This window comes from Sphingobium bisphenolivorans (assembly GCF_000412635.1).
Lineage (GTDB): Bacteria > Pseudomonadota > Alphaproteobacteria > Sphingomonadales > Sphingomonadaceae > Sphingobium > Sphingobium bisphenolivorans.
The window spans coordinates 99,471-121,363 of sequence record NZ_ASTG01000010.1 but is presented as its reverse complement, the minus strand read 5'-3'; the positions used below and the strand labels follow the sequence as shown (position 1 = coordinate 121,363).

Genomic DNA, 21,893 nt, shown 5'->3' with positions numbered 1-21,893 from the left:
ATCGCGATTGTTGCGAATCATTCTCATGGCTCAAGGCCTTGCTTCACCTATGCGGCAGGCCTAAAGCGCGCCCGTAAGTCACATTCGCCCAGGGGATTCCGTTGGTCGATCTATCCCAATATCTGCCGATCCTGATTTTTCTCGGGATCGCACTGCTGCTTTCGAGCGCATTCGTGTTCCTGCCGATGCTGGTGGGGCGGCTCACCGGCTCGCACCAGCCCGACCCGGCGAAGCTCAGCGAATATGAATGCGGCTTCCCGGCCTTTGAGGAGCCGCGCAGCCAGTTCGACGTGCGTTTCTACCTCGTCGCCATCCTGTTCATCATCTTCGATCTGGAGGCGGCGTTCCTCTATCCCTGGGCCGTCAGCCTCGACCAGATCGGCTGGGCCGGCTGGGGCACCATGATGATCTTCATAGCGGAGCTGGTGCTCGGCCTCGTCTATGCGTGGAAGAAGGGAGCACTCGATTGGGAGTAGAACTTGAGCGGCCCGCCCCCGGCACCCTGCTGCCGGCCGGAACGCAGCCCGACCAGGATTTCTTCAACGCGCTGAACAGCGAAGTCAGTGACAAGGGCTTCCTCGTCACCTCGACCGAGGAACTGTTCCAGTGGGCGCGCACCGGGTCGCTGTGGTGGATGACCTTCGGTCTTGCCTGCTGCGCGGTCGAGATGATCCACGTCAACATGCCGCGCTATGATATGGAGCGTTTCGGCGCAGCACCGCGCGCATCCCCGCGCCAGTCGGACGTGATGATCGTGGCCGGAACCCTCTGCAACAAGATGGCTCCCGCGTTGCGCAAGGTTTACGACCAGATGTCCAATCCGAAATATGTGATTTCGATGGGCAGCTGCGCGAATGGCGGCGGCTATTATCATTACAGCTATTCGGTAGTGCGTGGCTGCGACCGCATCGTGCCGGTCGACATCTATGTGCCCGGCTGCCCGCCGACCGCTGAAGCGCTGCTCTATGGCGTGATGCAGTTGCAGCGGAAGATTCGCCGGATCGGGACGATTGAGCGTTAACATGGGCCATTCTGCACCGAAGATCGCGACCATCCCCGGCATCGCGGAAGAAATCGCCGGCCTGCTCGGCTCCATGCTGGTCGAAACCGTCGATCGGGCCGATGAGCTGAGCTTCACCGTCGTGCGGGAGAAGCTAGCCGACGCCATGGTGGTGCTGCGCGACCGCGCGCAATATCAGCAACTGATGGAAATCGCGGGCGTCGATTACCCTGAACGCCCTGAGCGTTTCGAGGTGTGCTACCATCTGCTCAGCGTCACGCGGAACCATCGCGTCCGCGTCAAGGTCCAGACCGACGAGGATACCCCGGTCCCCACCGTCACGCACATCTGGCCGGTCGCCGGCTGGCTGGAGCGCGAGGTGTTCGACATGTACGGCGTCATCTTCGAAGGCAATTCGGACCTGCGCCGCATCCTCACCGACTATGGCTTCAAGGGTCATCCGCAGCGCAAGGACTTCCCGCTGACCGGCTATGTCGAGATGTGGTATAGCGAAGAGGACAAGCGCGTCGTCTACAAGCCGGTGAAGCTGGCACAGGACTTCCGCAGCTTCGACTTCCAGAGCCCCTGGGAAGGCGCGCAATATGTGCTGCCCGGCGATGAAAAGGCGCCGCAAGCGCCCGGCGCCCCGTCACCTGTCGCCGCGCCGCCGCCGCCCCCCGCCGCTCCCAAGGGCGAGCCGGCCGGTGCGACGCCCAAGGTTACGGAAAAATCCGAGCAGACCGGCGCGGGGGAACCCGCCAACAGCAAGGGCCATGAAAAATCGCCCAACGCTCCGGTTCCTCCGGAAGAGCATACCGACGAAGGCAAAGGCGCCGCCAAGCCCGAGGACAAATCCTGATGTCCACCTATCTCGACGAACTGGAACAAAAGGTCAGCGCGGACGATCCGACGCTGGGCGATACGGAAATCCAGAACTACACGATCAACTTCGGACCGCAGCATCCTGCGGCGCACGGCGTGCTTCGCCTAGTCATGGAACTGGACGGCGAGATCGTCGAGCGCTGTGATCCGCATGTCGGCCTGCTCCATCGCGGCACCGAAAAGCTGATCGAGTACAAGACCTATCTGCAGGCGCTGCCCTATTTCGACCGGCTCGACTATTGCTCGCCCATGGGGATGGAGCACAGCTATGTGCTGGCGATCGAGAAGCTGCTGAACCTGGAAGTGCCGATCCGCGCCCAATATCTGCGCACCTTCTTCGCGGAACTGACGCGCATCAAGAACCACATGCTGAACCTGGGTTCGCACGTCATGGACGTGGGCGCGATGACGCCGAACCTGTGGCTGTTCGAGCTGCGCGAAGACTGCATGAACTTCTATGAGCGGGCCTCGGGCGCGCGCATGCATGCGGCCTATTTCCGGCCCGGCGGCGTGCATCAGGACGTGCCGCTCAAGCTGCTCACCGATATCGCCGACTGGCTGGACACGCGCCTGCCGCGCCTGTTCGAGGACGCGATCAGCCTCGTCGCCGACAACCGCATCTTCAAGCAGCGCAATGTCGACATCGCCGTGGTCAGCAAGGAAGACGCGCTGAAATGGGGTTTCTCCGGCCCGATGCTGCGCGGTTCCGGCATCGCCTGGGACATCCGCAAGTCGCAGCCTTATGATGTTTACGACCGAATGGACTTCGACATTCCCGTCGGCACCAATTTCGACTGCTACGACCGCTTCATGGTCCGCGTCGAGGAAGTGCGTCAGTCCGCCCGCATCATGAAGCAATGTCTCAACGAGATGCCGGAAGGCCCGGTGCTCTCGCTCGACACCAAGGTTGCGCCGCCGCGCCGTGGCGAGATGAAGCGCTCGATGGAGGCGCTCATCCACCACTTCAAGCTCTATACGGAGGGCTTCCATGTGCCCGCTGGCGAAGTCTATGTCGCCACCGAAAGCCCCAAGGGCGAGTTCGGCGTCTATCTGGTCGCGGACGGCTCGAACAAGCCCTACCGCTGCAAGATCCGCCCGACCGCCTTCTCGCACCTTCAGGCGATGGATTTCATGATGAAGGGCCACATGCTGGCCGATACGACCGCTGTCCTGGGCGCCATGGACATCGTGTTTGGAGAATGTGACCGCTAATGGCTGACGCAGTTCATATCCCGGACGAGGCCGAAACGCGCGCGCGCTGGGGCGCGTTTGCGTGGACGGCCGAAAATGCCGAGCAGGCGAAGAAGGTCATCGCCCGTTATCCCGCCGGTCGTCAGCAGTCGGCGGTCATGCCGCTGCTCGACCTCGCCCAGCGCCAGGTCGGCGCGGAAACGCAGACCCAGGGCTGGCTGCCGGTGCCGGTGATGGAATATATCGCCGACCAGCTCGACATGCCCTATATGCGGGTTTACGAGGTCGCGACCTTCTACACCATGTACAACCTCGCTCCCGTTGGCCGCTATCATGTGCAGGTCTGCGGGACGACGCCCTGCATGCTGCGCGGTTCCGACGATGTCTTCTCGGCCTGCAAGAACAAGGGTCTGGTGAAGGGCGGCACGACTCCCGACGGCCTGTTCACCCTGAGCGAGGTCGAGTGTCTGGGCGCCTGCGCCAACGCGCCGATGGTCCAGATCAACGACGATAATTACGAAGACCTGGCCTATGACAGCATGAGCGCGATCCTCGACGATCTCGCCGCTGGCAAGCAGCCCAAGATCGGTCCGCAGATCGATCGTCAGACAAGCTGCCCCGAAGGCGGGCCGACCAGCCTCAAGGACATGGTCAAGGAAAATCACGACTATCGGGGCGAATGGGCATGAGCGACGTGATTGCGCCTCTCAGCGACAAGGACCGCATCTTCACCAACGTCTATGGCTTCCAGGATTGGGGCATCGACGCGGCGATCAAGCGCGGCGATTGGGACAATACCAAGAAGCTGCTGGAAATCGGCCAGGACGAGATCATCGAGCGCATCAAGGCCTCGGGCCTGCGCGGCCGTGGTGGCGCCGGCTTCCCGACCGGCATGAAGTGGAGCTTCATGCCCAAGGAAAGCAAAGACGGTCGTCCGAGCTTCCTGGTCATCAACGCCGACGAATCCGAGCCGGGATCGTGCAAGGACCGCGAGATCATCCGCCACGATCCGCACAAGCTGATCGAGGGCGCGCTGGTCGCCGGTTTCGCGATGCGCGCGCGCGCCGCCTATATCTATATCCGCGGCGAGTTCATCTATGAGGCGAAGGTTCTCTTCGCCGCCGTCGAGCAGGCCTATGAAAAGGGCTTCCTCGGCAAGAATGCCTGCGGATCGGGCTATGATTTCGACGTCTTCGTCCATCGCGGCGCGGGCGCCTACATCTGCGGCGAGGAAACCGCGCAGATCGAAAGCCTGGAAGGCAAGAAGGGCCAGCCGCGCCTGAAGCCGCCTTTCCCGGCGGGCGCCGGCCTCTATGGCTGCCCGACGACGGTGAACAATGTGGAATCGATTGCGGTCGCGCCGACGATCCTGCGCCGTGGTTCCGAATGGTTCGCCAGCTTCGGGCGGGAGAATAACAAGGGCACCAAGCTCTTCCAGATCAGCGGCCATGTGAACAAGCCATGCGTCGTCGAAGAGTCGATGGGCATCAGCTTCAAGGAACTGATCGACCGGCATTGCGGCGGCATTCGTGGCGGCTGGGACAATCTGCTCGCCGTCATTCCCGGCGGGTCGTCGGTGCCGCTGGTTCCGGCCAAGCAGATCATGGACGCGCCGATGGACTTCGATGGCCTCAAGGCGCTCGGCTCCGGCCTCGGCACCGCCGCCGTCATCGTCATGGACAAGTCGACCGACATTGTCCGCGCGATCAGCCGTCTCTCTTACTTCTACAAGCATGAGAGCTGCGGCCAGTGCACGCCCTGCCGCGAAGGCACCGGCTGGATGTGGCGCGTGATGGAGCGCCTGCGCTCGGGCGAGGCGGACATCGGCGAAATCGACATGCTGCACGAGGTCACCAAGCAGGTCGAGGGCCATACCATCTGCGCGCTTGGCGACGCGGCGGCTTGGCCGATCCAGGGCCTGATCCGCCATTTCCGCCCGGAAATCGAGCGCCGGATCAACGAGAACAAGGGTAGCGCCCCCGTCATGGAGGCAGCGGAGTAACCATGCCGAAGGTCAAAGTAGACGGCGTAGAACTCGAAGTCCCGGCGGGCGCCACCGTCCTCCAGGCCTGTGAGATGGCGGGGAAGGAAATCCCCCGCTTCTGCTATCATGAGCGCCTCAGCATCGCGGGCAATTGCCGCATGTGCCTGGTCGAGGTGAAGCCCGGACCGCCCAAGCCGCAGGCTTCGTGCGCGCTGCCGGCCGCCGAGAATCAGGAGATCTTCACCCAGACCGAAATGGTGAAGAAGGCGCGCGAAGGGGTGATGGAGTTCCTGCTCATCAACCACCCGCTCGACTGCCCGATCTGCGATCAGGGCGGCGAGTGCGACCTGCAGGACCAGTCGGTCGCCTATGGCCGGGGCGGCAGCCGCTTCGACGAGAATAAGCGTGCGGTCACCGAGAAATACATGGGTCCGATCGTCAAGACCGTCATGACCCGCTGCATCCAGTGCACCCGCTGCGTGCGCTTTGCCGAGGAAGTCGCGGGCGTGCCGGAAATCGGCGCGATCTATCGCGGCGAGAATATGCAGATCACCACCTATCTTGAACATGCCGCCAAGAGCGAACTGTCGGGCAATGTGGTGGACCTTTGCCCCGTAGGCGCGCTGACGTCGAAGCCCTACGCGTTCGAGGCGCGTCCCTGGGAACTCAAGAAGACCCACGCCATCGACGTGATGGACGCGGTCGGCACCAATATCCGCCTCGACAGCCGCGGCCGTCAGGTGCTGCGCGCCGTTCCGCGCATCAATGATGACGTGAACGAGGAATGGGCGAGCGACAAGACCCGGCACAATGTCGATGGTCTGGTACGCAAACGCCTCGACAAGCCCTATGTCCGCAAGGACGGCAAGCTGGTTCCGGCAACCTGGAACGAGGCATTCGCGGCCGTCGCGGCGGTCCAGCATGGCGGCAGCGTCGCGGCTCTGGCCGGCGACCTGCTCGATTGCGAGACGATGTTCGCGGGCAAGGCGCTGGTCGAGAAGCTAGGCGGCACCATGCTGGAAGGGCGTCAGACCGGCCTTGCCTATGATGTGTCGAGCCTGTCCGCGGTCAACTTCAACACGACGCTGAACGGCATCGAAACCGCTGACGTGATCCTGCTGGTCGGCACCAATCTTCGCTGGGAAGCGCCGCTGGTGAACACGAGGCTTCGCAAGGCGATCAAGAAGGGCGCGAAGGTCTTTGGCATAGGCCCGCAGGTCGACCTTACCTACAAGGTCGAATGGCTGGGCAATGACGCCTCGCTGCTGGCGAAGCTTCCGCAAGCGGTGGTGGAAGCGTTCGGCAAGGCCGCGCGCCCGGCGATGATCGTCGGCGGCGGCGTGCTGGCGAAGGACGGCGCGCATGGCGATACGCTGGCGCTGGTCGAAACGCTGGGCCTGATCAAGGAAGGCTGGAACGGCTATAATGTCCTGCATTTCGCGGCGGCGCGCATGGGCGGGCTGATGCTCGGCTACGCCACGCAGGGCGGCATCAAGGCGGTGGCGGCGGCGAGCCCCAAGCTGCTCTTCTCGCTCGGTGCGGACGAGGTCGATTATTCCGCGTTCGAGGACAGCTTCAAAGTCTATATCGGCCATCACGGCGACAAGGGCGCGCATGCGGCGGACGTGATCCTGCCGGGCGCAAGTTATGCCGAAAAGGCCGGCACCTACGTCAATCTCGAAGGCCGGGTGCAGCGGGGCGAGAAAGCCGTGTTCGCGCCGGGCGACGCCCGCGAGGACTGGTCGATCCTGCGCGCCCTGTCCGAAGTGCTCGGCGCGACCTTGCCCTTCGACAGCTTCGAGCAGCTCCGCGCCGAGATGGAGAAGGCCGTGCCGGCGCTCGGCCAGATCGGTCTTGCTGATTATGGCTGGCCAAACAACCTCAAAGACTTGCCGTCGCTGCCAACCGGCGCCAGCGGCGAGTTCGGTTCGCCGATCAAGGATTTCTACCTGACCAACGCCATCTGCCGCGCCAGCCCGACGATGCAGCAATGCTCGGCCGAGCTGATCCACGGTGAGACCTTTGCGGAGGCCGCAGAGTGACCGCTTTCTTCCAGAATCTCGGCCTGCCCTTCGAAGGCGCCTGGCTGCTCGCGACGATCATCGGCATCCTGGTAATCGCCCTTCCGCTGATGCTCGCGGTCGCGATGATCATCTACGCCGACCGCAAGATCTGGGCGGCGATGGCGCTGCGTCGTGGTCCGAACGTCGTGGGTCCCTTCGGCCTGCTCCAGTCCTTCGCCGACGGCGCCAAGGTTTTCCTTCAGGAAACCATCATCCCCTCGGCCGCCAACCGCGCGCTGTTCCTGATCGCGCCGATCATCACCTTCACGGTGGCGCTGATCGCCTGGGCGGTGATCCCGTTCCAGGTCGGCGTGGTCGTCGCCAACATCAATGTCGGCCTGCTCTACATCCTCGCCATATCCTCGCTGGGCGTATATGGCATCGTGCTGTCGGGCTGGGCGTCCAACTCCAAATATCCCTTCTATTCCGCGATCCGCGCCAGCGCGCAGATGATCAGCTATGAAGTCTCGATCGGCTTCATCCTGGTCTGCGTCGTCCTCTGGGCCGGCAGCTTCAACCTGACCGCGATCGTCGAAAGCCAGAAGGGCTATTATGGCTTCCTGAACGGCAACGGCTTCAACCCGCTGCTCTTCCCGATGGCGATCATGTTCCTGATCAGCGCCATGGCGGAAACCGGCCGCGCGCCGTTCGACCTGACCGAAGCAGAGTCCGAACTGGTTGCCGGTTACCAGACCGAATATTCGTCCATGGCCTTTGCGCTCTTCTGGCTTGGCGAATATGCCAACGTCATCCTGATGTGTGCGCTGAACGCGATCCTGTTCTGGGGCGGTTACCTGCCGCCGCTCGACTGGGCGCCACTCTATTATGTGCCCGGCATCCTCTGGCTGTTCGCCAAGATCCTGTTCTTCTTCTTCGTCTTCTCCTGGGTGAAGGCGACGGTGCCCCGCTACCGCTACGACCAGCTGATGCGGCTGGGCTGGAAGATCTTCCTGCCGACGTCGCTCTTCTTCGTCTTCCTGGTTTCGGGCTTCCTCATGTTTACGCGCTACGGAGGCGCTCAATGAGCCTCGGCTATTATGTCAAATCCTTCACCCTCTGGGAGTTCGTGAAGGCGCACGCTTTGACCTTGAAATATTTTTTCAAGCCCAAGGCGACGATCAACTACCCCTATGAGAAGAACCCGATTTCGCCGCGGTTCCGGGGGGAGCATGCGCTGCGCCGCTATCCCAATGGCGAGGAACGCTGCATCGCGTGCAAGCTGTGCGAGGCGATCTGCCCGGCGCAGGCGATCACGATCGAGGCGCAGCCGCGCGAGGACGGCAGCCGCCGCACCACGCGCTACGACATCGACATGACCAAGTGCATCTATTGCGGCTTCTGTCAGGAAGCCTGCCCGGTGGACGCGGTCGTCGAAGGCCCGAACTTCGAGTTCTCGACCGAAACCCGCGAGGAGCTGATCTACGACAAGGCCAAGCTTCTTGAGAATGGTGACAAGTGGGAACGCGCCATCGCCGCGAACCTTGCCGCCGATGCACCCTATCGTTAAGCCGCGCGCGTCAAAGGGGAATATGATCCTGTGATTCACGTTATCGCCTTCTATCTGTTCGCCACGATCGTGGTGTGCAGCGGCGCGCTGACGATCCTGTCACGCAATCCCGTTCATTCGGTGCTGTGGCTGATCCTCGCCTTCTTCAACGCGGCGGGCCTCATGGTCCTGCTCGGCGCCGAATTCATCGCGATGCTGCTCGTCATCGTTTATGTGGGCGCGGTCGCCGTGCTGTTCCTCTTCGTCGTCATGATGCTCGACATCGACTTCGCCGAACTGCGGGCCGGTTTCGTCGATTATCTGCCGTTCGGCATGCTGATCGCGCTGGTGCTGCTGGCGGAAATCGTACTCGGCATCGGTATCTGGAGCGCGGGTCCGATCGAACTCGCCCAGCGCGCCGCGCCGGTCAATCCGGAGCTCAGCAACATTCAGGCGATCGGCGCGCTGCTCTACACCCGCTACATCTTCCTCTTCGAGGCGGCGGGCATCGTCCTGCTGGTCGCGATGATCGGGGCGATCGTCCTCACCCACCGCGCTCGCGGCGGCGTCCGTCCGCAGAATATCGCGAAGCAGAACCGCCGCCGTCCGCAGGATGCCGTGCGCAACGTCAATCAGCCCGTGGGGCAGGGGGTGGAGCTGTGATCGGCCTTCAGCATTATCTGGTGGTCAGCGCGATCCTGTTCGTGATGGGGGTGCTTGGCATCTTCATCAACCGGAAGAATGTCATCATCATCCTGATGGCGATCGAGCTCATCCTCCTCAGCGTGAACATCAACCTCGTCGCGTTCAGCGCCTTCCTCGGCGATCTGGTCGGCCAGGTCTTTTCGATGTTCGTGCTGACGGTGGCGGCGGGTGAGGCGGCCATCGGCCTTGCCATCCTCGTCATCTACTTCCGCGCTCGCGGCACGATCGCCGTCGACGATGTCAACCGGATGAAGGGCTAAAGCCTCGTCATGATCCAGCTTATAGTCCTTCTCCCGCTGCTGGCTGCTGCCATCGCCGGCCTTGGCAACAAGGCTCTGGGCAAGCTGCCGGCCAAGATCGTCACGACCGGCGCGCTGTTCGCATCCTGTGCGATGAGCTGGCCGATCTTCATCAGCTTCCTGACCGGCCACGCCGAAGCCTATGTCGTCCCCGCCTTCACCTGGATTCAGTCGGGCACGTTCGACGCCCAATGGGCGCTGCGGGTCGACGCGATGACGGCAGTCATGCTGGTGGTCATCACCAGCGTGTCCAGCCTCGTCCACCTCTATAGCTGGGGTTATATGGAGGAGGAGCCGGACCAGCCGCGCTTCTTCGCCTATCTGTCGCTCTTCACCTTCGCGATGCTGATGCTCGTGACGGCGAACAATCTGCTCCAGATGTTCTTTGGCTGGGAAGGCGTTGGCCTTGCCTCCTACCTGCTGATCGGCTTCTGGTTCCGCAAGCCCTCTGCCAACGCTGCCGCGATCAAGGCGTTCGTCGTCAACCGCGTCGGCGACCTTGGCTTCATGATGGGGATTTTCGGCACCTATCTGGTGTTCAACACCATCTCGATCCCGGAAATCCTGGCCGCTGCCCCGTCCATGGCCGGTTCGACCATCGGCTTCCTCGGCTATCGTTTCGACACTATGACCGTGCTCTGCCTGCTGCTGTTCATCGGCGCGATGGGCAAGTCGGCGCAGCTTGGCCTCCACACCTGGCTGCCGGACGCGATGGAAGGCCCGACGCCCGTGTCGGCGCTGATCCACGCGGCGACCATGGTGACCGCGGGCGTGTTCATGGTGTGCCGCCTGTCGCCGATGTTCGAGGTGTCGCCGACGGCGCTCGGCTTCGTCACCTTCATCGGCGCGGCCACCTGTCTGTTCGCGGCGACCGTCGGCACGGTGCAGAACGACATCAAGCGCGTCATCGCCTATTCGACCTGCTCGCAGCTGGGCTATATGTTCTTCGCGGCGGGCGTCGGCGCCTATGGCGCGGCGATGTTCCATCTCTTCACCCACGCCTTCTTCAAGGCGCTGCTGTTCTTGGGCGCCGGCTCGGTCATTCACGCGATGCACCATGAGCAGGACATGCGTTATTACGGCGCTCTCCGTAAGGAGATCCCGATCACCTTCTGGACGATGACGCTGGGCACGCTCGCCATCACAGGCGTCGGCCTGCCGCTCGTCGGCTATGGTTTCGCCGGCTTCTATTCCAAGGACGCGATCCTGGAGTCCGCCTTCGCGGCTGGAGGTGCCGGCACCGGTGCGTTCCTCGTCGGTGTGTTCGCGGCGCTGCTCACCAGCTTCTACAGCTGGCGCCTGGTGTTCCTCACCTTCTTCGGAAAAGCCCGCTGGGCCGCGTCGGAGCATATCCAGCACGCGATCCACGGCCATCATGAATCGCCGGACGAGGAAACGGCGCATGACGATCATGCGACGCATGGCCATGGGTCGGAGCATGCCAATGCCCCGGCGCAGGAAAATGCGGGTCACGATCCGCACGGCCACGAAACCGACGCGCATGCGCTGCAGGGCGGCACTGGCGGCTATCATCCGCATGAAAGCCCTTGGGTCATGCTGATCCCGCTGGTGGTGCTGAGCCTCGGCGCGGTGTTTGCCGGCCTTATCTTCCACGATCAGTTCGTGGGGCCTGAAGGGGGCGTCGAGTTCTGGAAGGGCGCGCTCGCCTTCGACAGTCATCTGATGCACGCCAGCCACGAAGTGCCGACCTGGGTCAAGCTCTCGCCGTTCGCGGTGATGCTGGCGGGCTTCGTGATCGCCTGGCTCAGCTACATCAAGAATACCGACTGGCCGCGCCGTTTCGTCGCCGAATTCGGCGTTCTCTATCAGTTCCTGCTCAACAAATGGTATTTCGACGAACTGTATCACTTCCTGTTCGTCAAGCCTGCCTTCGCCATCGGCCGCTTCTTCTGGAAGTTCGGTGACGTCGGCTTCATCGACCGCTTCGGGCCAAACGGCCTCGCCGCGCTGGTCGTGCAGGGCAACAAAGTCACCCGTCGGCTTCAGTCCGGCTACCTCTATACCTACGCGCTGGTGATGCTGATCGGCCTCGCCGCGGCCGCAACCTGGGCGATGACACGATAATGGACGGCTTCCCCATCCTTTCCCTGATGATGGCAGTGCCGATGGCGGGGGCCATCGCCTGTCTCTACGCAGGTGCTTCGCAGGCGCGCCTGATCGCGCTGGTGGCGACGCTGGTCGATCTCGCGCTCGGCGTCATCCTCTGGATCAATTTCGACCAGTCGGCGGGCGCGGCGCAATGGCAGTTCCAGGAATATGCGCCGATCTTCGGCCGCTTCGCCTGGGCGCTCGGCATCGATGGCATCGCGCTCGTGCTGATCGCGCTCACCGTCTTCCTGATGCCGATCTGCATCGGGGCGAGTTGGCTCGCGATCGAGAAGCGCGTCGGCGAATATATGGCGGCCTTCCTGTTCATGGAGGTGCTGATGATCGGCGTCTTCACGGCGCAGGATCTCTACCTCTTCTACATCATGTTCGAAGCCGGCCTGATCCCGATGTATCTCATCATCGGCATCTGGGGCGGCGCGGATCGCATCTACGCTTCGTACAAATTCTTCCTCTACACGCTGCTCGGCTCGGTGCTGATGCTGATCGCGATGATGTGGATGGTGCATGAAGCGGGCACGACCGACATTCCGACGCTGATGGCCTATCATTTCGATCCCAAGATCCAGACCTGGCTGTTCCTCGCCTTCTTCGCGAGCTTCGCGGTCAAGATGCCGATGTGGCCGGTCCACACCTGGCTGCCCGACGCGCACGTCCAGGCGCCAACGGCGGGGTCGGTCATTCTGGCGGGCGTGCTCCTGAAGATGGGCGGCTACGGCTTCATCCGCTTCTCGCTGCCGATGTTCCCCGAAGCCTCGGCGCAGCTAGCGCCGCTGGTCTGGGGCCTGTCGATGGTGGCGGTGGTCTATACCAGCCTTGTCGCGCTGGTGCAGTCCGACATGAAGAAGCTGATCGCCTATTCCTCGGTCGCGCACATGGCGATCGTCACCGTTGGCCTCTTCGCCTTCAACCAGGCGGGCATCGAGGGCGCGATGATGGTGATGCTGGGTCACGGCCTCGTCTCGGGCGCGCTGTTCCTCTGCGTCGGCGTCATCTATGACCGCCTGCACACCCGCGAGATCGCGCGTTATGGCGGCCTTTCCATCAACATGCCCAAATATGCGGTGCTGTTCCTGCTGTTCACCATGGCCTCGGTCGGCCTGCCGGGCACCAGCAACTTCGTCGGCGAGTTCCTGTCGCTGATGGGCATCTATCAGGCGTCGAGCTGGGTCGCGCTGGTCTGCACGACTGGCATCATTCTGGGCGCGGCCTACATGCTCTACCTCTACCGCCGCATCGCCTATGGCGAGCAGAAGAATGCCGACGCAGCCGCGATGCCCGACCTGTCAGGCCGCGAAATGTGGCTGCTCGCGCCGATCGCCGCAGCGGTGCTGTGGATGGGCGTCTATCCCGAAAGCTTCCTCAGCCCGATGCGGTCCGACATTCGTGCGCTGGAAGCGCGCATCGCCTCGGCCGCTCCGGCCGGAGACTCCAGGATCAAGATGGGCGCGGTCGTTCCGGCTGCCGAGGCGCATCACACCGAAGAAGCAACTGCGCACGGGGAGGCGCACTGATGATCGACTCCGCTTCCCTTCTGGCCGTTCTGCCGGAGCTCATCCTGACCGCAGGCGGCCTCATCCTGATGCTGATCGCGGCTTATGGCGGCGACGCCACCGCGCGCGTCGTCAACTGGCTCTCGGTCCTGACGCTCGCTGTGGCCGGCGTCGCGCTCAGCTGCTCGCTGGCCCACGGCCCGCTCGCCTTTGATGGCCTTGTCCGTGCTGACGCCTTCTCGGTCTTCGCCAAGGCGCTGATCTATGCCGCGGCGGCAGGCGCGATCCTGCTCGCGCCGCGCTACTTCATCGTCGGCGGCGCGCTGCGCCCCGAATATCCCGTCCTGATCCTGTTCAGCAGCATCGGCATGGGCATGATGGTGTCGGCGGGCGACATGCTGACCCTCTATGTCGGCCTCGAGATGCAGAGCCTCGCCGCCTATGTTCTGGCCAGCTTCATGCGTCAGGATGAGCGTTCCTCCGAAGCGGGCCTCAAATATTTCGTCCTCGGTTCCCTCGCCAGCGGCATCCTGCTCTACGGCACGGCGCTGCTCTACGGCTTCACCGGCAGCACCAGCTTCGACGGCATCGCCGTCGCGCTGGGCGATGGCGTCGGCAAGGGCGAGCTGTTCGGGCTGGTCTTCGTGCTCGCGGGCCTTGCTTTCAAGATCAGCGCCGTACCGTTCCACATGTGGACGCCCGACGTCTATGAAGGCGCGCCCACGCCCGTCACCACCTTCTTCGCCAGCGCCCCCAAGGTTGCGGCGATGGGCCTCACCGTCCGCGTCGCGATCGAGGCGCTGGGTCCCGCCGGGCTCGACTGGCAGCAGATCGTGATCTTCGTCGCGCTGGCCTCCATCCTGTTCGGCGCGGTCGCGGCGATCGGCCAGAGCAACATCAAGCGGCTGATGGCCTATTCGTCGATCAACAATGTCGGCTTCGCGCTGATCGGCCTCGCCACCGGCACGCCTGCCGGCGTCGCCGCGACGATGAGCTATATGGCGATCTACGTGGTGATGACGATCGGCGCCTTCGCCTGCATCCTCCAGATGCGCGACGCGCAGGGCCGTCCGGTCGAAACCATCGCCAGCCTTGCGGGCCTGTCGCGCTCGCGCAAGGGGCTGGCGGCGGCGCTTGCCATCTTCATGTTCTCCATGGCCGGCATCCCGCCGCTCTTCGGCTTCTGGGCCAAGTTCCTTGTCTTCGATGCAGCCGTCGCAGCGGGCCTCACCGCGCTCGCCGCCTTCGGCATCGCAGCCTCGGTGATCGGCGCCTTCTATTATCTCAAGATCATCAAGACGATGTATTTCGATGAGCCGGCGGAGGCCTATGAGGCGCGCGGCGGCGCTGTCGAAAATATCATCCTCACGGCCTGCGCCGCAGTGATCGTCTTCGGTTATCTGCTCAATCCTGCGCTCGACAAGGCGAGCGCGGCGGCAGCGGCGTCGCTGTTCTGAGCGAGATCCGCTTCGTCGAGGAAACCGGCTCCACCAACGCCGACATGCAGGCACTGGTGGGGCAGGGTGTTCCGGAGGGAACATGGCTGCGCGCGGGGCGGCAGACCGGCGGACGCGGGCGGATGGGACGCTCCTGGGAGAGCGTGGACGGCAATCTCTATTGCTCCACGCTTGTTCGCCTGAGCGCCGCCGATCCCCCGCCGCATAGCCTGGCGCTGGTCGCGGCCAATGCCGTACACGCCTTAATCGCGCCGCTCTGCACGGGGCAGGCCCAGATCAAATGGCCCAATGACGTGCTGGTCGACGGTGCCAAGATCGCGGGCATCCTGCTGGAGCGCAGCGGCGATGCCGTTGTCGTGGGCATCGGCGTCAATGTGGCCAGCCATCCGCAGGGCCTCGATCGCCCCGTTACCAGCCTTCACGCGCAGAAGGCCAGCGCTGCGGAAGCCGGCGCCTTGCTCGAACGGCTGGCGGAGCTTTTTGCGCACTGGCTTGCCATCTGGCGCGCGCAGGGGCTGGATCCGGTCCGCACCCATTGGCTGCTCAATGCCCACCCCACCGGCACCCCGATGCGCGTGGTGCCGCCCGATGGCGACGTCATCGAAGGCACCTTCGACACGCTCGACCGCCAGGGCATGCTGATCCTGCGCTTGGCGAATGGCGAGAGCCGTGCCATTCATGCCGGTGACATCCTTCTCATCTGAAATCCGGGGGACCGGCCATGCTTCTCGCGATCGACGCGGGCAATACCAATGTGGTTTTTGCGCTTCTGGAGGGGCAGGATATCCGCGCCCGCTGGCGGATCGCGACCGATCCCCGGCGCACGGCGGATGAATATGCCGTCTGGCTCAACCAGCTGCTGATGCTGGAGGGCTATACACTCAAGGATGTTGACGCGGTCATCATCGCCACCGTTGTTCCCCGCGCGCTGCATAATCTTCAGGTGCTCGCCGAGAAATATTTCAGGACGACCGCGCTCATCGCCGGGCATGCGCCGGTCTATTGGGGCATCGAACTGGACGTGGCGGAGCCTGCCTCGGTCGGCGCGGACCGGGTTGTAAACGCGATCGCCGCCCACCATCTGTATCAAAGCGACCTGATCGTCATCGATTTCGGCACGGCGACCACCTTCGACGTGATCGACTATCATGGCGCGTACAAGGGCGGGATCATCGCGCCGGGCATCAACCTGTCGCTCGACGCGCTGGTCGCCGCCGCCGCCAAGCTGCCCAAGATCGCGATCGCTCCGCCGGAAAACCGTTCGGTGATCGGCCGCACCACCGAAGCGCAGATGCATATCGGCGTCTTCTGGGGCTATGTGGCGATGATGGAGGGGCTGGTAGCCCGCATGCGAGCGGAGATCGGCCGTCCCGCCAAGGTGATTTCGACGGGGGGCCTTGCGGTCCTCTTTGACGACAACAGTGATATTTTCGATGCGATTGCGCCCGACCTTACCATCCTGGGCCTGGCGCTGCTGCACGAACGGAGTTCAAAAGCATAATGACACCCGGTGATGAGCTGATTTTCCTGGCCCTTGGCGGGTCGGGTGAAATCGGCATGAATGTCAATCTCTACGGCTGCCAGGGCAAATGGGTGATGGTCGATCTCGGCCTCACCTTCGCCGATCCCGCCTATCCCGGCGTCGAACTGATCCTGCCTGACCTCGCCTTTATCGAGGAGCGGCGCGATGACCTGCTCGGCATCGTGCTGACCCACGGGCATGAGGATCATATCGGGGCCATTCCCTATCTCGCCGCCGATCTTGGCGTGCCGCTCTATGCGACCCCTTTCACCGCCGGCCTCATTCGCCTGAAGCTGGAGGAGGAGGGCCTCACGCGGGAGGTCGAGCTCAACGTTATCGACAATGAGGGCAGCTTCGCGCTCGGCCCCTTTGGCTTCCGCTATGTGCCGCTGGCGCACTCGATCCCGGAGGGCAATGCCGTCCTCATCGACACGCCCTATGGCAAGATTTTCCATACCGGCGACTGGAAGCTGGACGAGACGCCGGTGCTCGGCCAGCCCTCCACCCCGGAGGAACTGACCGCCATCGGCGACGAGGGCGTGCTGGCGCTGGTGTGCGACAGCACCAATGTCTTCAACCCCGAAGCCAGCGGTTCCGAAGGCGACGTGCGCGAAGGGCTGATGTCGACCATCGCCGGCGCCAAGGGGCGGGTGCTGGTGACCACCTTCGCGTCGAACGCGGCGCGGCTTCAGACGCTGGGCGAAGTCGCCAACGCGGTCGGGCGCAAGCTCTGCGTCGCCGGCCGCTCGCTCGACCGCATTATTTCGACAGCCAGGACGGCAGGCTATCTGAAGGACTTTCCGCCCACCGTGGACTGGGAAGACGCGATGGCGCTTCCGCATAATGAGGTGATGATCATCGCGACCGGCGGGCAGGGGGAGGCGCGTGCCGCGCTCTCCCGCATCGCTTTCGACAGCCACCCGATCAAGCTGACCGAAGGCGACCTCGTCGTCTTCTCCTCCAAGCAGATCCCCGGCAACGAGATCGCCATCGGCCGCATCCAGAATGCGCTCGCGGCCAAGGGCGTGCTGATGGTGACGGATCGTCAGGCGGAGGTCCACGTTTCCGGTCACCCCGGCCGACCGGAGCTGGAGGCGATGTATCGCTGGGTCCGCCCGCAAATCCTGCTGCCCGTGCACGGGGAGCGCCGCCACATGGCTGAGCAGGCGCGGCTCGGCCTTTCCACCGGCATCCCGCATGCGGTCGTCCAGTCCAACGGCGACCTGCTGCGCCTCGCGCCCAATGGGCCAGAGATTATCGGCAGCCAGTCCACCGGGCGGCTGGTGCTTGACGGCGACGTCATCCTGCCGGCCGACGGCGCGACCATGAACGAGCGGCGGAAGGTGGCGCTGCACGGGCAGATCAGCGTCGCCGTCGCACTGGACGGAAAGGGCCGCCTGATCGGCCGTCCGGCGCTGCGCACCCAGGGCGTGCCCGTCGAGGAAGACAAGGCCGCTTTCCTCGAGGAAGCGGCTGAGGAAGCCGCCGGGGTCATCGCCAAGGGGTCGCAGGAGGAGGAAGCGCTGCGCGAGCGTGTGCGCCTTGCCGTTCGCCGCACCGCCACCCGCTGGACCGGAAAGAAGCCGGTGGTGGACGTGCTGCTCATTCGCGCTTAAAGCGCTTGCCATGAACTGGTACGCCATCTTCGCCATCTATGTGCTGTTCTGGGTGATCAGCGCGTTCCTGGTCATGCCCTTCGGTATCCGCACGCCCGACGAAACCGGGGAAGTGCTGCTCAAGGGGCAGGCCGACAGCGCGCCCAGCAACTTCCGGCCGGGCGTGGTGGCGTTGCGCGCGACGATCCTGTCGGCGCTGCTGTTCGGCCTATACTATGCCAATTACGTGCAGGGCTGGCTGACGCTCGACAGCTGGAAGCATTTCGTCCCGCGCTAAGGAAAAAGGCCCGGCAGCATCAGCTACCGGGCCGAGCAGCTTCTCACATCGTGAAAGCTTCGGGTCGCCGCGCTGCGATTAGAGCAATGGCGCGCGGCGTCCAGAGCGAGGCGAGGGACTTTCATCCATAATGGATCAATCTGTGCGTCGCGCCTGCGCCGCGAACCAGGGGATCATCCGCGCGATCGCATCCTCCACCCGGTCGGTCGAGACGGCAAAGCTGAAGCGGATATGCCGCCGCCCCTCGACGGGATCGAAGTCGATCCCCGGCGCCGTCGCCACGCCCGTCTCGCGCAGCAGCTTCTGGCAGAAGGCAAGGCTGTCGTCCGTCAGATGCCCCACATCGGCATAGATGTAGAAGGCCCCATCGGGCGGCGCGATCTCCTTCAGCCCCAGCGCAGGCAGCGCCGCCAGCAGCAGCTCGCGGTTCCGCCGATAGGTCGCGACATGCCCCTCCAGCTCCTCAACGCAGTCGAACGCCTTGAGGCCCGCATGCTGCGCGAGGGAAGGGGGCGTCAGGAACAGATTGCCCATCCGCGCCCGCGCCGCGTCGATCAGGTCCTGTGGCACGACCACCCAGCCGAGCCGCCACCCCGCCATCGAGAAATATTTGGAAAAGCTGTTCACCACCACCGCATCGGGCGCGAACTCCAGCATCGATCGCGCCGGCGCGCCGAACGACAGCCCGTGATAAATCTCGTCCGACACGATCCTGATGCCCCGCGCCCCGCAGACCGCTGCGATCCGCGCCAGTTCTGCCGGAGGGATGATCGTGCCGGTCGGGTTGGCCGGACTGGCGATGATCACCCCGTCGGGCGCCGGCTCCAGCGCCTCCAGCGCCGCCGCGCTGATCTGGTAGCGCTCCTCCGGCCCGCAGGCGACTTCCTCCACCTCCAGATACAGCGCCTTCAGCACGTTGCGGTAGGCGACATAGCCCGGCCGCGCCGTCGCCACCCGCGCGCCGGGCGCGAACAGGCAGCCCAGCCCCAGCACCAGCCCAGGCGACGCCCCGCAGGTCAGCAGCACCTGCTCCGCGTCCACCGCCACGCCATAGCGCTCGCGATAATGCCCTGCGATCCGCGCCTTGAGCGCCGCGCTCTCCCAATAGCCCATCGGATCGCTGTCCAGCACCTGATGCGCCGCGGCGATGGCGGCGGCGGGCGCTCCGGTCGAGGGCTGCCCGAATTCCATGTGCAGGATGGAGCGCCCCTCCGCCTCCAGGGCATGGGCTTCGCGGCTGATGGCAATGGCGTGAAAAGGGTCGATCTGCGCAATCATGATGCCGCTTCTTACGCGCGCCGCAACCTTGTCACAATTGCCGCGTTAGCGCCGTGATGAATGAAACCATCCTCGACGCCCTCCAATATTATGGCGCCGGAGCAGCCACGCTCGCCGCCCTGATAGTCTCCCTCAACCTTGGCCGCCGCATCACCGGCTGGGCCTTCGTGCTGTTCGTCACCTCCTCGATCGCCCTGATCGGATGGGGCTTCTTTCAGGAGGACAGCGAAGGCATCGGCTATCAGAATATCGCGCTGCTGTTCATCAACCTGGTCGGCGTCTGGCGCTATCTGATCTCGAAGCACAAGCCGAGAGACTGAGGGTCACTCGGAGATCCAGACCTCCACCGACACCTTGTGCTGGCACAGCGCCAGCCGGATCGGCAGTTCCTCCATCGCCTCGCCCGCCAGCGCGCGATCATAGACGGCTTTCTTCGCGGCGCCCCCGATCTGAAGAAAAATATGCCGGCTCTTCAAGATCGCCGCAGCGCTCAGCGACAGGCGCTGATGCGGCGCGGCGGGCGGCGTCACCGCCAGTGTCAACGCCTGCGTCGATAGTCCCTTCGGCAATTCCGCCGCGCCGGGAAACAGTGAAGCCGTATGCCCATCCTCGCCCATGCCCAGCAACATGATGTCGAGCGGCCAGGGCAGCGCCGCATAGGCCGCCTCGCACGCCGCTTGCCCCCCATAGGCATCCGCCGCATCATTCTTCATCGGCACGAATCGAGCGCCCGCCGCCGCCCCCTGAAGCAACGTCTCCCGCACCAGCCGCTCATTGCTGTCCGCATCGTCGGGCGCAACCCAGCGCTCATCGACCAGTGTCACGATCACCTTGGCCCAATCGAGCGCCGCCCGCGACAGCGTCTGCAGCATCGGCCGCGGCGACCGCCCGCCCGACAGCGCAATCGTCGCCACGCCGCGCGCCGCTATTGCCTCGCCCAGCAGCGCCGCGATTCGCCGCGCCATGTCCGCCGCCGCCAGTTCGCCATCAATGAAAAGATGTTCCGTAGGCATGTCGCTCAATCCTCGTCAGGCAGCGTGCAAATGTCGATCCACCGCGCACCCGTCAGCTCCGCCAGCCGGGCAGGGGTCAGCTCCATCGACGTCGTCCGCGACCCCGCCGCCGGAAACACCGTCTCGAACGCCTGCAAGCTTATATCGCAGTAGACGGGCAGCGGAGAGGCGAGGCCGAACGGGCAGACCCCGCCGACCGGATGCCCGGTCAGGGCCTCCACCTCCTCCAGTCCCAGCATGCGCGGCTTCGCGCCCAGCGCAGCCTTCGCCTTGCCATTGTTGATCCGTGCGTCGCCCCGCGCCACGACCAGAGCGACCTCATCCGCGATCCGCAGCGACAGCGTCTTGGCGATCCGCGCCGGAACGACGCCCAGCGCCACCGCCGCCTCGGCCACGGTGGCGACACTCACCCCCTGATCGATGACCGCGACGTCCGGAGCATGGGCAGAGAAGAAGGCCCTTACGGACTCTTCGCTCATGCCCCGCGAATCTCGGTCAGCTTGCGCTCCCAGGCGAGCGCGTGCGTCACGATCTGATCCAGATCGGCATAGCGCGGCTCCCACGGAAACTCACCCATGATCGCCCGGTTATCGGAAATCAGCGAATCCGGGTCGCCCGCGCGACGCCCTTCCAGCCGCCGCTCGATCTTCATGTTCGTCACCCGATCGACCGCGTCCAGCACCTCCAGCACCGAAAAGCCGCGCCCATAGCCGCAGTTGAGCAGATAATTCTGCTCGGGTTTCGCCATCAGTGCCTCCAGTGCCAGCACATGCGCCGCCGCCAGGTCGGTGACATGGATATAGTCGCGCACGCCCGTGCCATCGGGCGTGTCGAAGTCCGTCCCGAACACCGACACCGCCGACCGCTTGCCCAGCGCCGCCTCGACCGCCACCTTGATGAGGTGCGTCGCGCCCGCCGTTGATTGCCCCGTCCGCCCCTGCGGATCGGCGCCTGCGACGTTGAAATAACGCAGCGCGCAGAAATTCATCGGGTGCGCCGCGCTCACGTCGCGCAGCATATATTCGGTCATCAGCTTCGACATGCCATAGGGATTGATCGGCCGCTGTGGCGTCGTCTCCCTGACCGGGCTTTCCTCCGGAATGCCATAGGTCGCCGCCGTCGAGGAAAAGATGAAATGCGGCACGCCGACGGTCACCGCGCTTTCGATCAGGTCGCGGGTCTTGGCGCTGTTGTTGTGATAATATTTCAGCGGATTCTCGACCGATTCCGGCACGACCACTGACCCTGCGAAATGCATGACCGCCTTGACGTCATGCGTCCGCAGGGCCTTCTGCACCAGTGGCTGATCGGCAATGTCGCCTTCGACGAACGCTACGCCGTCCGGTACTGCCCAGCGAAACCCGGTCACCAGATTGTCGATCACTACCACGCCATAGCCCGCGTCACGCAGCGCCAGCACCGCATGGCTACCGATATAGCCCGCCCCGCCCGTCACCAGAACCGTCGGCTTTTCGCTCATATATTATGGCCTTACCTATC

The 21,893-nt window shown here is 64.0% G+C and carries 23 protein-coding genes; 19 read left to right on the top strand and 4 right to left on the bottom strand.

The genetic code is table 11. The features are described 5' to 3' along the window. Nucleotides 1-101 precede the first annotated feature (101 nt). Genes L858_RS0109430 through L858_RS0109345 form a run of 18 tightly spaced genes read left to right on the top strand, consistent with a single transcriptional unit; the run spans nucleotide 102 to nucleotide 18,102 of the window. Complete coding sequence (locus tag L858_RS0109430) at nucleotides 102-476, top strand: NADH-quinone oxidoreductase subunit A (protein WP_022682904.1); 375 nt, start codon at nucleotides 102-104, stop codon at nucleotides 474-476. Next, the gene (locus L858_RS0109425) at nucleotides 467-1,021 is read left to right on the top strand and encodes a NuoB/complex I 20 kDa subunit family protein (RefSeq protein WP_022682903.1); all 555 of its coding nucleotides are present in this window, start codon (nucleotides 467-469) and stop codon (nucleotides 1,019-1,021) included. The genes L858_RS0109430 and L858_RS0109425 overlap by 10 nt, the downstream gene beginning before the upstream one ends. Before the next feature lies 1 nt (nucleotide 1,022). Beyond that, a complete protein-coding gene (locus tag L858_RS0109420; protein ID WP_022682902.1) occupies nucleotides 1,023-1,859 on the top strand; it encodes an NADH-quinone oxidoreductase subunit C in 837 nt (278 codons plus the stop codon). After that, a complete protein-coding gene (locus L858_RS0109415; protein ID WP_022682901.1) occupies nucleotides 1,859-3,094 on the top strand; it encodes an NADH-quinone oxidoreductase subunit D in 1,236 nt (411 codons plus the stop codon). The genes L858_RS0109420 and L858_RS0109415 overlap by 1 nt, the downstream gene beginning before the upstream one ends. Then, on the top strand, nucleotides 3,094-3,762 hold the full coding sequence (gene nuoE / locus L858_RS0109410) for an NADH-quinone oxidoreductase subunit NuoE (protein ID WP_022682900.1): 669 nt from the start codon (nucleotides 3,094-3,096) through the stop codon (nucleotides 3,760-3,762). Before L858_RS0109415 ends, nuoE begins: the two co-directional genes overlap by 1 nt. After that, nucleotides 3,759-5,075, top strand: coding sequence for an NADH-quinone oxidoreductase subunit NuoF (gene nuoF, locus L858_RS0109405; protein WP_028055980.1), 1,317 nt, complete (start codon nucleotides 3,759-3,761; stop codon nucleotides 5,073-5,075). Before nuoE ends, nuoF begins: the two co-directional genes overlap by 4 nt. A gap of 2 nt (nucleotides 5,076-5,077) precedes the next feature. Beyond that, nucleotides 5,078-7,099: an NADH-quinone oxidoreductase subunit NuoG gene (nuoG, locus tag L858_RS0109400; protein WP_022682898.1), complete on the top strand. Its 2,022-nt coding sequence runs from the start codon at nucleotides 5,078-5,080 to the stop codon at nucleotides 7,097-7,099. Continuing rightward, nucleotides 7,096-8,145 (top strand): NADH-quinone oxidoreductase subunit NuoH, encoded by a 1,050-nt coding sequence (gene nuoH, locus L858_RS0109395; RefSeq protein ID WP_022682897.1) that lies wholly within the window; start codon nucleotides 7,096-7,098, stop codon nucleotides 8,143-8,145. Before nuoG ends, nuoH begins: the two co-directional genes overlap by 4 nt. Beyond that, nucleotides 8,142-8,627 carry an NADH-quinone oxidoreductase subunit NuoI gene (gene nuoI / locus L858_RS0109390; protein ID WP_022682896.1) on the top strand — a complete coding sequence of 162 codons (486 nt, stop codon included), beginning with the start codon at nucleotides 8,142-8,144 and terminating at the stop codon, nucleotides 8,625-8,627. The genes nuoH and nuoI overlap by 4 nt, the downstream gene beginning before the upstream one ends. A gap of 30 nt (nucleotides 8,628-8,657) precedes the next feature. Beyond that, complete coding sequence (locus L858_RS0109385) at nucleotides 8,658-9,269, top strand: NADH-quinone oxidoreductase subunit J (protein WP_022682895.1); 612 nt, start codon at nucleotides 8,658-8,660, stop codon at nucleotides 9,267-9,269. Then, complete coding sequence (nuoK, locus tag L858_RS0109380; RefSeq protein ID WP_022682894.1) at nucleotides 9,266-9,571, top strand: NADH-quinone oxidoreductase subunit NuoK; 306 nt, start codon at nucleotides 9,266-9,268, stop codon at nucleotides 9,569-9,571. Before L858_RS0109385 ends, nuoK begins: the two co-directional genes overlap by 4 nt. Before the next feature lie 9 nt (nucleotides 9,572-9,580). Further along, nucleotides 9,581-11,695 (top strand): NADH-quinone oxidoreductase subunit L, encoded by a 2,115-nt coding sequence (gene nuoL / locus L858_RS0109375; protein ID WP_022682893.1) that lies wholly within the window; start codon nucleotides 9,581-9,583, stop codon nucleotides 11,693-11,695. After that, nucleotides 11,695-13,251, top strand: a complete 1,557-nt coding sequence (locus L858_RS0109370; RefSeq protein ID WP_022682892.1) for an NADH-quinone oxidoreductase subunit M — start codon at nucleotides 11,695-11,697, stop codon at nucleotides 13,249-13,251. The genes nuoL and L858_RS0109370 overlap by 1 nt, the downstream gene beginning before the upstream one ends. Further along, nucleotides 13,251-14,687, top strand: a complete 1,437-nt coding sequence (gene nuoN, locus L858_RS0109365; protein WP_022682891.1) for an NADH-quinone oxidoreductase subunit NuoN — start codon at nucleotides 13,251-13,253, stop codon at nucleotides 14,685-14,687. The genes L858_RS0109370 and nuoN overlap by 1 nt, the downstream gene beginning before the upstream one ends. 5 nt (nucleotides 14,688-14,692) lie before the next feature. Then, nucleotides 14,693-15,391, top strand: coding sequence for a biotin--[acetyl-CoA-carboxylase] ligase (locus L858_RS0109360; protein ID WP_274518602.1), 699 nt, complete (start codon nucleotides 14,693-14,695; stop codon nucleotides 15,389-15,391). 17 nt (nucleotides 15,392-15,408) lie between these two features. After that, the gene (locus L858_RS0109355; RefSeq protein WP_022682889.1) at nucleotides 15,409-16,188 is read left to right on the top strand and encodes a type III pantothenate kinase; all 780 of its coding nucleotides are present in this window, start codon (nucleotides 15,409-15,411) and stop codon (nucleotides 16,186-16,188) included. After that, nucleotides 16,188-17,825 (top strand): ribonuclease J, encoded by a 1,638-nt coding sequence (locus L858_RS0109350; RefSeq protein WP_022682888.1) that lies wholly within the window; start codon nucleotides 16,188-16,190, stop codon nucleotides 17,823-17,825. Before L858_RS0109355 ends, L858_RS0109350 begins: the two co-directional genes overlap by 1 nt. A gap of 10 nt (nucleotides 17,826-17,835) precedes the next feature. Next, the gene (locus L858_RS0109345; RefSeq protein WP_022682887.1) at nucleotides 17,836-18,102 is read left to right on the top strand and encodes a DUF1467 family protein; all 267 of its coding nucleotides are present in this window, start codon (nucleotides 17,836-17,838) and stop codon (nucleotides 18,100-18,102) included. A 135-nt stretch (nucleotides 18,103-18,237) separates the two neighbouring features. On the opposite strand, the gene L858_RS0109340 is transcribed toward L858_RS0109345, so the two are convergent. Continuing rightward, entirely contained in the window at nucleotides 18,238-19,380 is a 1,143-nt protein-coding gene (locus L858_RS0109340; RefSeq protein ID WP_022682886.1) for an aminotransferase class I/II-fold pyridoxal phosphate-dependent enzyme, read from the bottom strand. 56 nt (nucleotides 19,381-19,436) lie between these two features. Between L858_RS0109340 and L858_RS0109335 the strand changes: the two genes are divergently transcribed. Beyond that, the gene (locus tag L858_RS0109335) at nucleotides 19,437-19,700 is read left to right on the top strand and encodes a hypothetical protein (protein ID WP_022682885.1); all 264 of its coding nucleotides are present in this window, start codon (nucleotides 19,437-19,439) and stop codon (nucleotides 19,698-19,700) included. Nucleotides 19,701-19,703: 3 nt separating this feature from the next. On the opposite strand, the gene pgl is transcribed toward L858_RS0109335, so the two are convergent. From pgl to galE, 3 genes are read right to left on the bottom strand one after another with little or no spacing between them, the layout of a single operon-like run. Next, nucleotides 19,704-20,393, bottom strand: coding sequence for a 6-phosphogluconolactonase (pgl, locus tag L858_RS0109330; RefSeq protein WP_022682884.1), 690 nt, complete (start codon nucleotides 20,391-20,393; stop codon nucleotides 19,704-19,706). A gap of 5 nt (nucleotides 20,394-20,398) precedes the next feature. Beyond that, entirely contained in the window at nucleotides 20,399-20,872 is a 474-nt protein-coding gene (locus tag L858_RS0109325; RefSeq protein WP_022682883.1) for a YbaK/EbsC family protein, read from the bottom strand. Next, the gene (gene galE, locus L858_RS0109320; RefSeq protein ID WP_022682882.1) at nucleotides 20,869-21,873 is read right to left on the bottom strand and encodes a UDP-glucose 4-epimerase GalE; all 1,005 of its coding nucleotides are present in this window, start codon (nucleotides 21,871-21,873) and stop codon (nucleotides 20,869-20,871) included. Before galE ends, L858_RS0109325 begins: the two co-directional genes overlap by 4 nt. Between the last annotated feature and the right edge of the window lie 20 nt (nucleotides 21,874-21,893).

Coding starts and splice junctions, on each gene's coding strand:
- L858_RS0109420 (WP_022682902.1), top strand. CDS start 1,023: ATGGGCCATTCTGCACCGAAGATCGCGACCATCCCCGGCATCGCGGAA.
- L858_RS0109415 (WP_022682901.1), top strand. CDS start 1,859: ATGTCCACCTATCTCGACGAACTGGAACAAAAGGTCAGCGCGGACGAT.
- nuoE (WP_022682900.1), top strand. CDS start 3,094: ATGGCTGACGCAGTTCATATCCCGGACGAGGCCGAAACGCGCGCGCGC.
- nuoF (WP_028055980.1), top strand. CDS start 3,759: ATGAGCGACGTGATTGCGCCTCTCAGCGACAAGGACCGCATCTTCACC.
- nuoG (WP_022682898.1), top strand. CDS start 5,078: ATGCCGAAGGTCAAAGTAGACGGCGTAGAACTCGAAGTCCCGGCGGGC.
- nuoI (WP_022682896.1), top strand. CDS start 8,142: ATGAGCCTCGGCTATTATGTCAAATCCTTCACCCTCTGGGAGTTCGTG.
- nuoL (WP_022682893.1), top strand. CDS start 9,581: ATGATCCAGCTTATAGTCCTTCTCCCGCTGCTGGCTGCTGCCATCGCC.
- L858_RS0109370 (WP_022682892.1), top strand. CDS start 11,695: ATGGACGGCTTCCCCATCCTTTCCCTGATGATGGCAGTGCCGATGGCG.
- nuoN (WP_022682891.1), top strand. CDS start 13,251: ATGATCGACTCCGCTTCCCTTCTGGCCGTTCTGCCGGAGCTCATCCTG.
- L858_RS0109355 (WP_022682889.1), top strand. CDS start 15,409: ATGCTTCTCGCGATCGACGCGGGCAATACCAATGTGGTTTTTGCGCTT.
- L858_RS0109350 (WP_022682888.1), top strand. CDS start 16,188: ATGACACCCGGTGATGAGCTGATTTTCCTGGCCCTTGGCGGGTCGGGT.
- L858_RS0109345 (WP_022682887.1), top strand. CDS start 17,836: ATGAACTGGTACGCCATCTTCGCCATCTATGTGCTGTTCTGGGTGATC.
- L858_RS0109340 (WP_022682886.1), bottom strand. CDS start 19,380: ATGATTGCGCAGATCGACCCTTTTCACGCCATTGCCATCAGCCGCGAA.
- L858_RS0109335 (WP_022682885.1), top strand. CDS start 19,437: ATGAATGAAACCATCCTCGACGCCCTCCAATATTATGGCGCCGGAGCA.
- pgl (WP_022682884.1), bottom strand. CDS start 20,393: ATGCCTACGGAACATCTTTTCATTGATGGCGAACTGGCGGCGGCGGAC.
- L858_RS0109325 (WP_022682883.1), bottom strand. CDS start 20,872: ATGAGCGAAGAGTCCGTAAGGGCCTTCTTCTCTGCCCATGCTCCGGAC.
- galE (WP_022682882.1), bottom strand. CDS start 21,873: ATGAGCGAAAAGCCGACGGTTCTGGTGACGGGCGGGGCGGGCTATATC.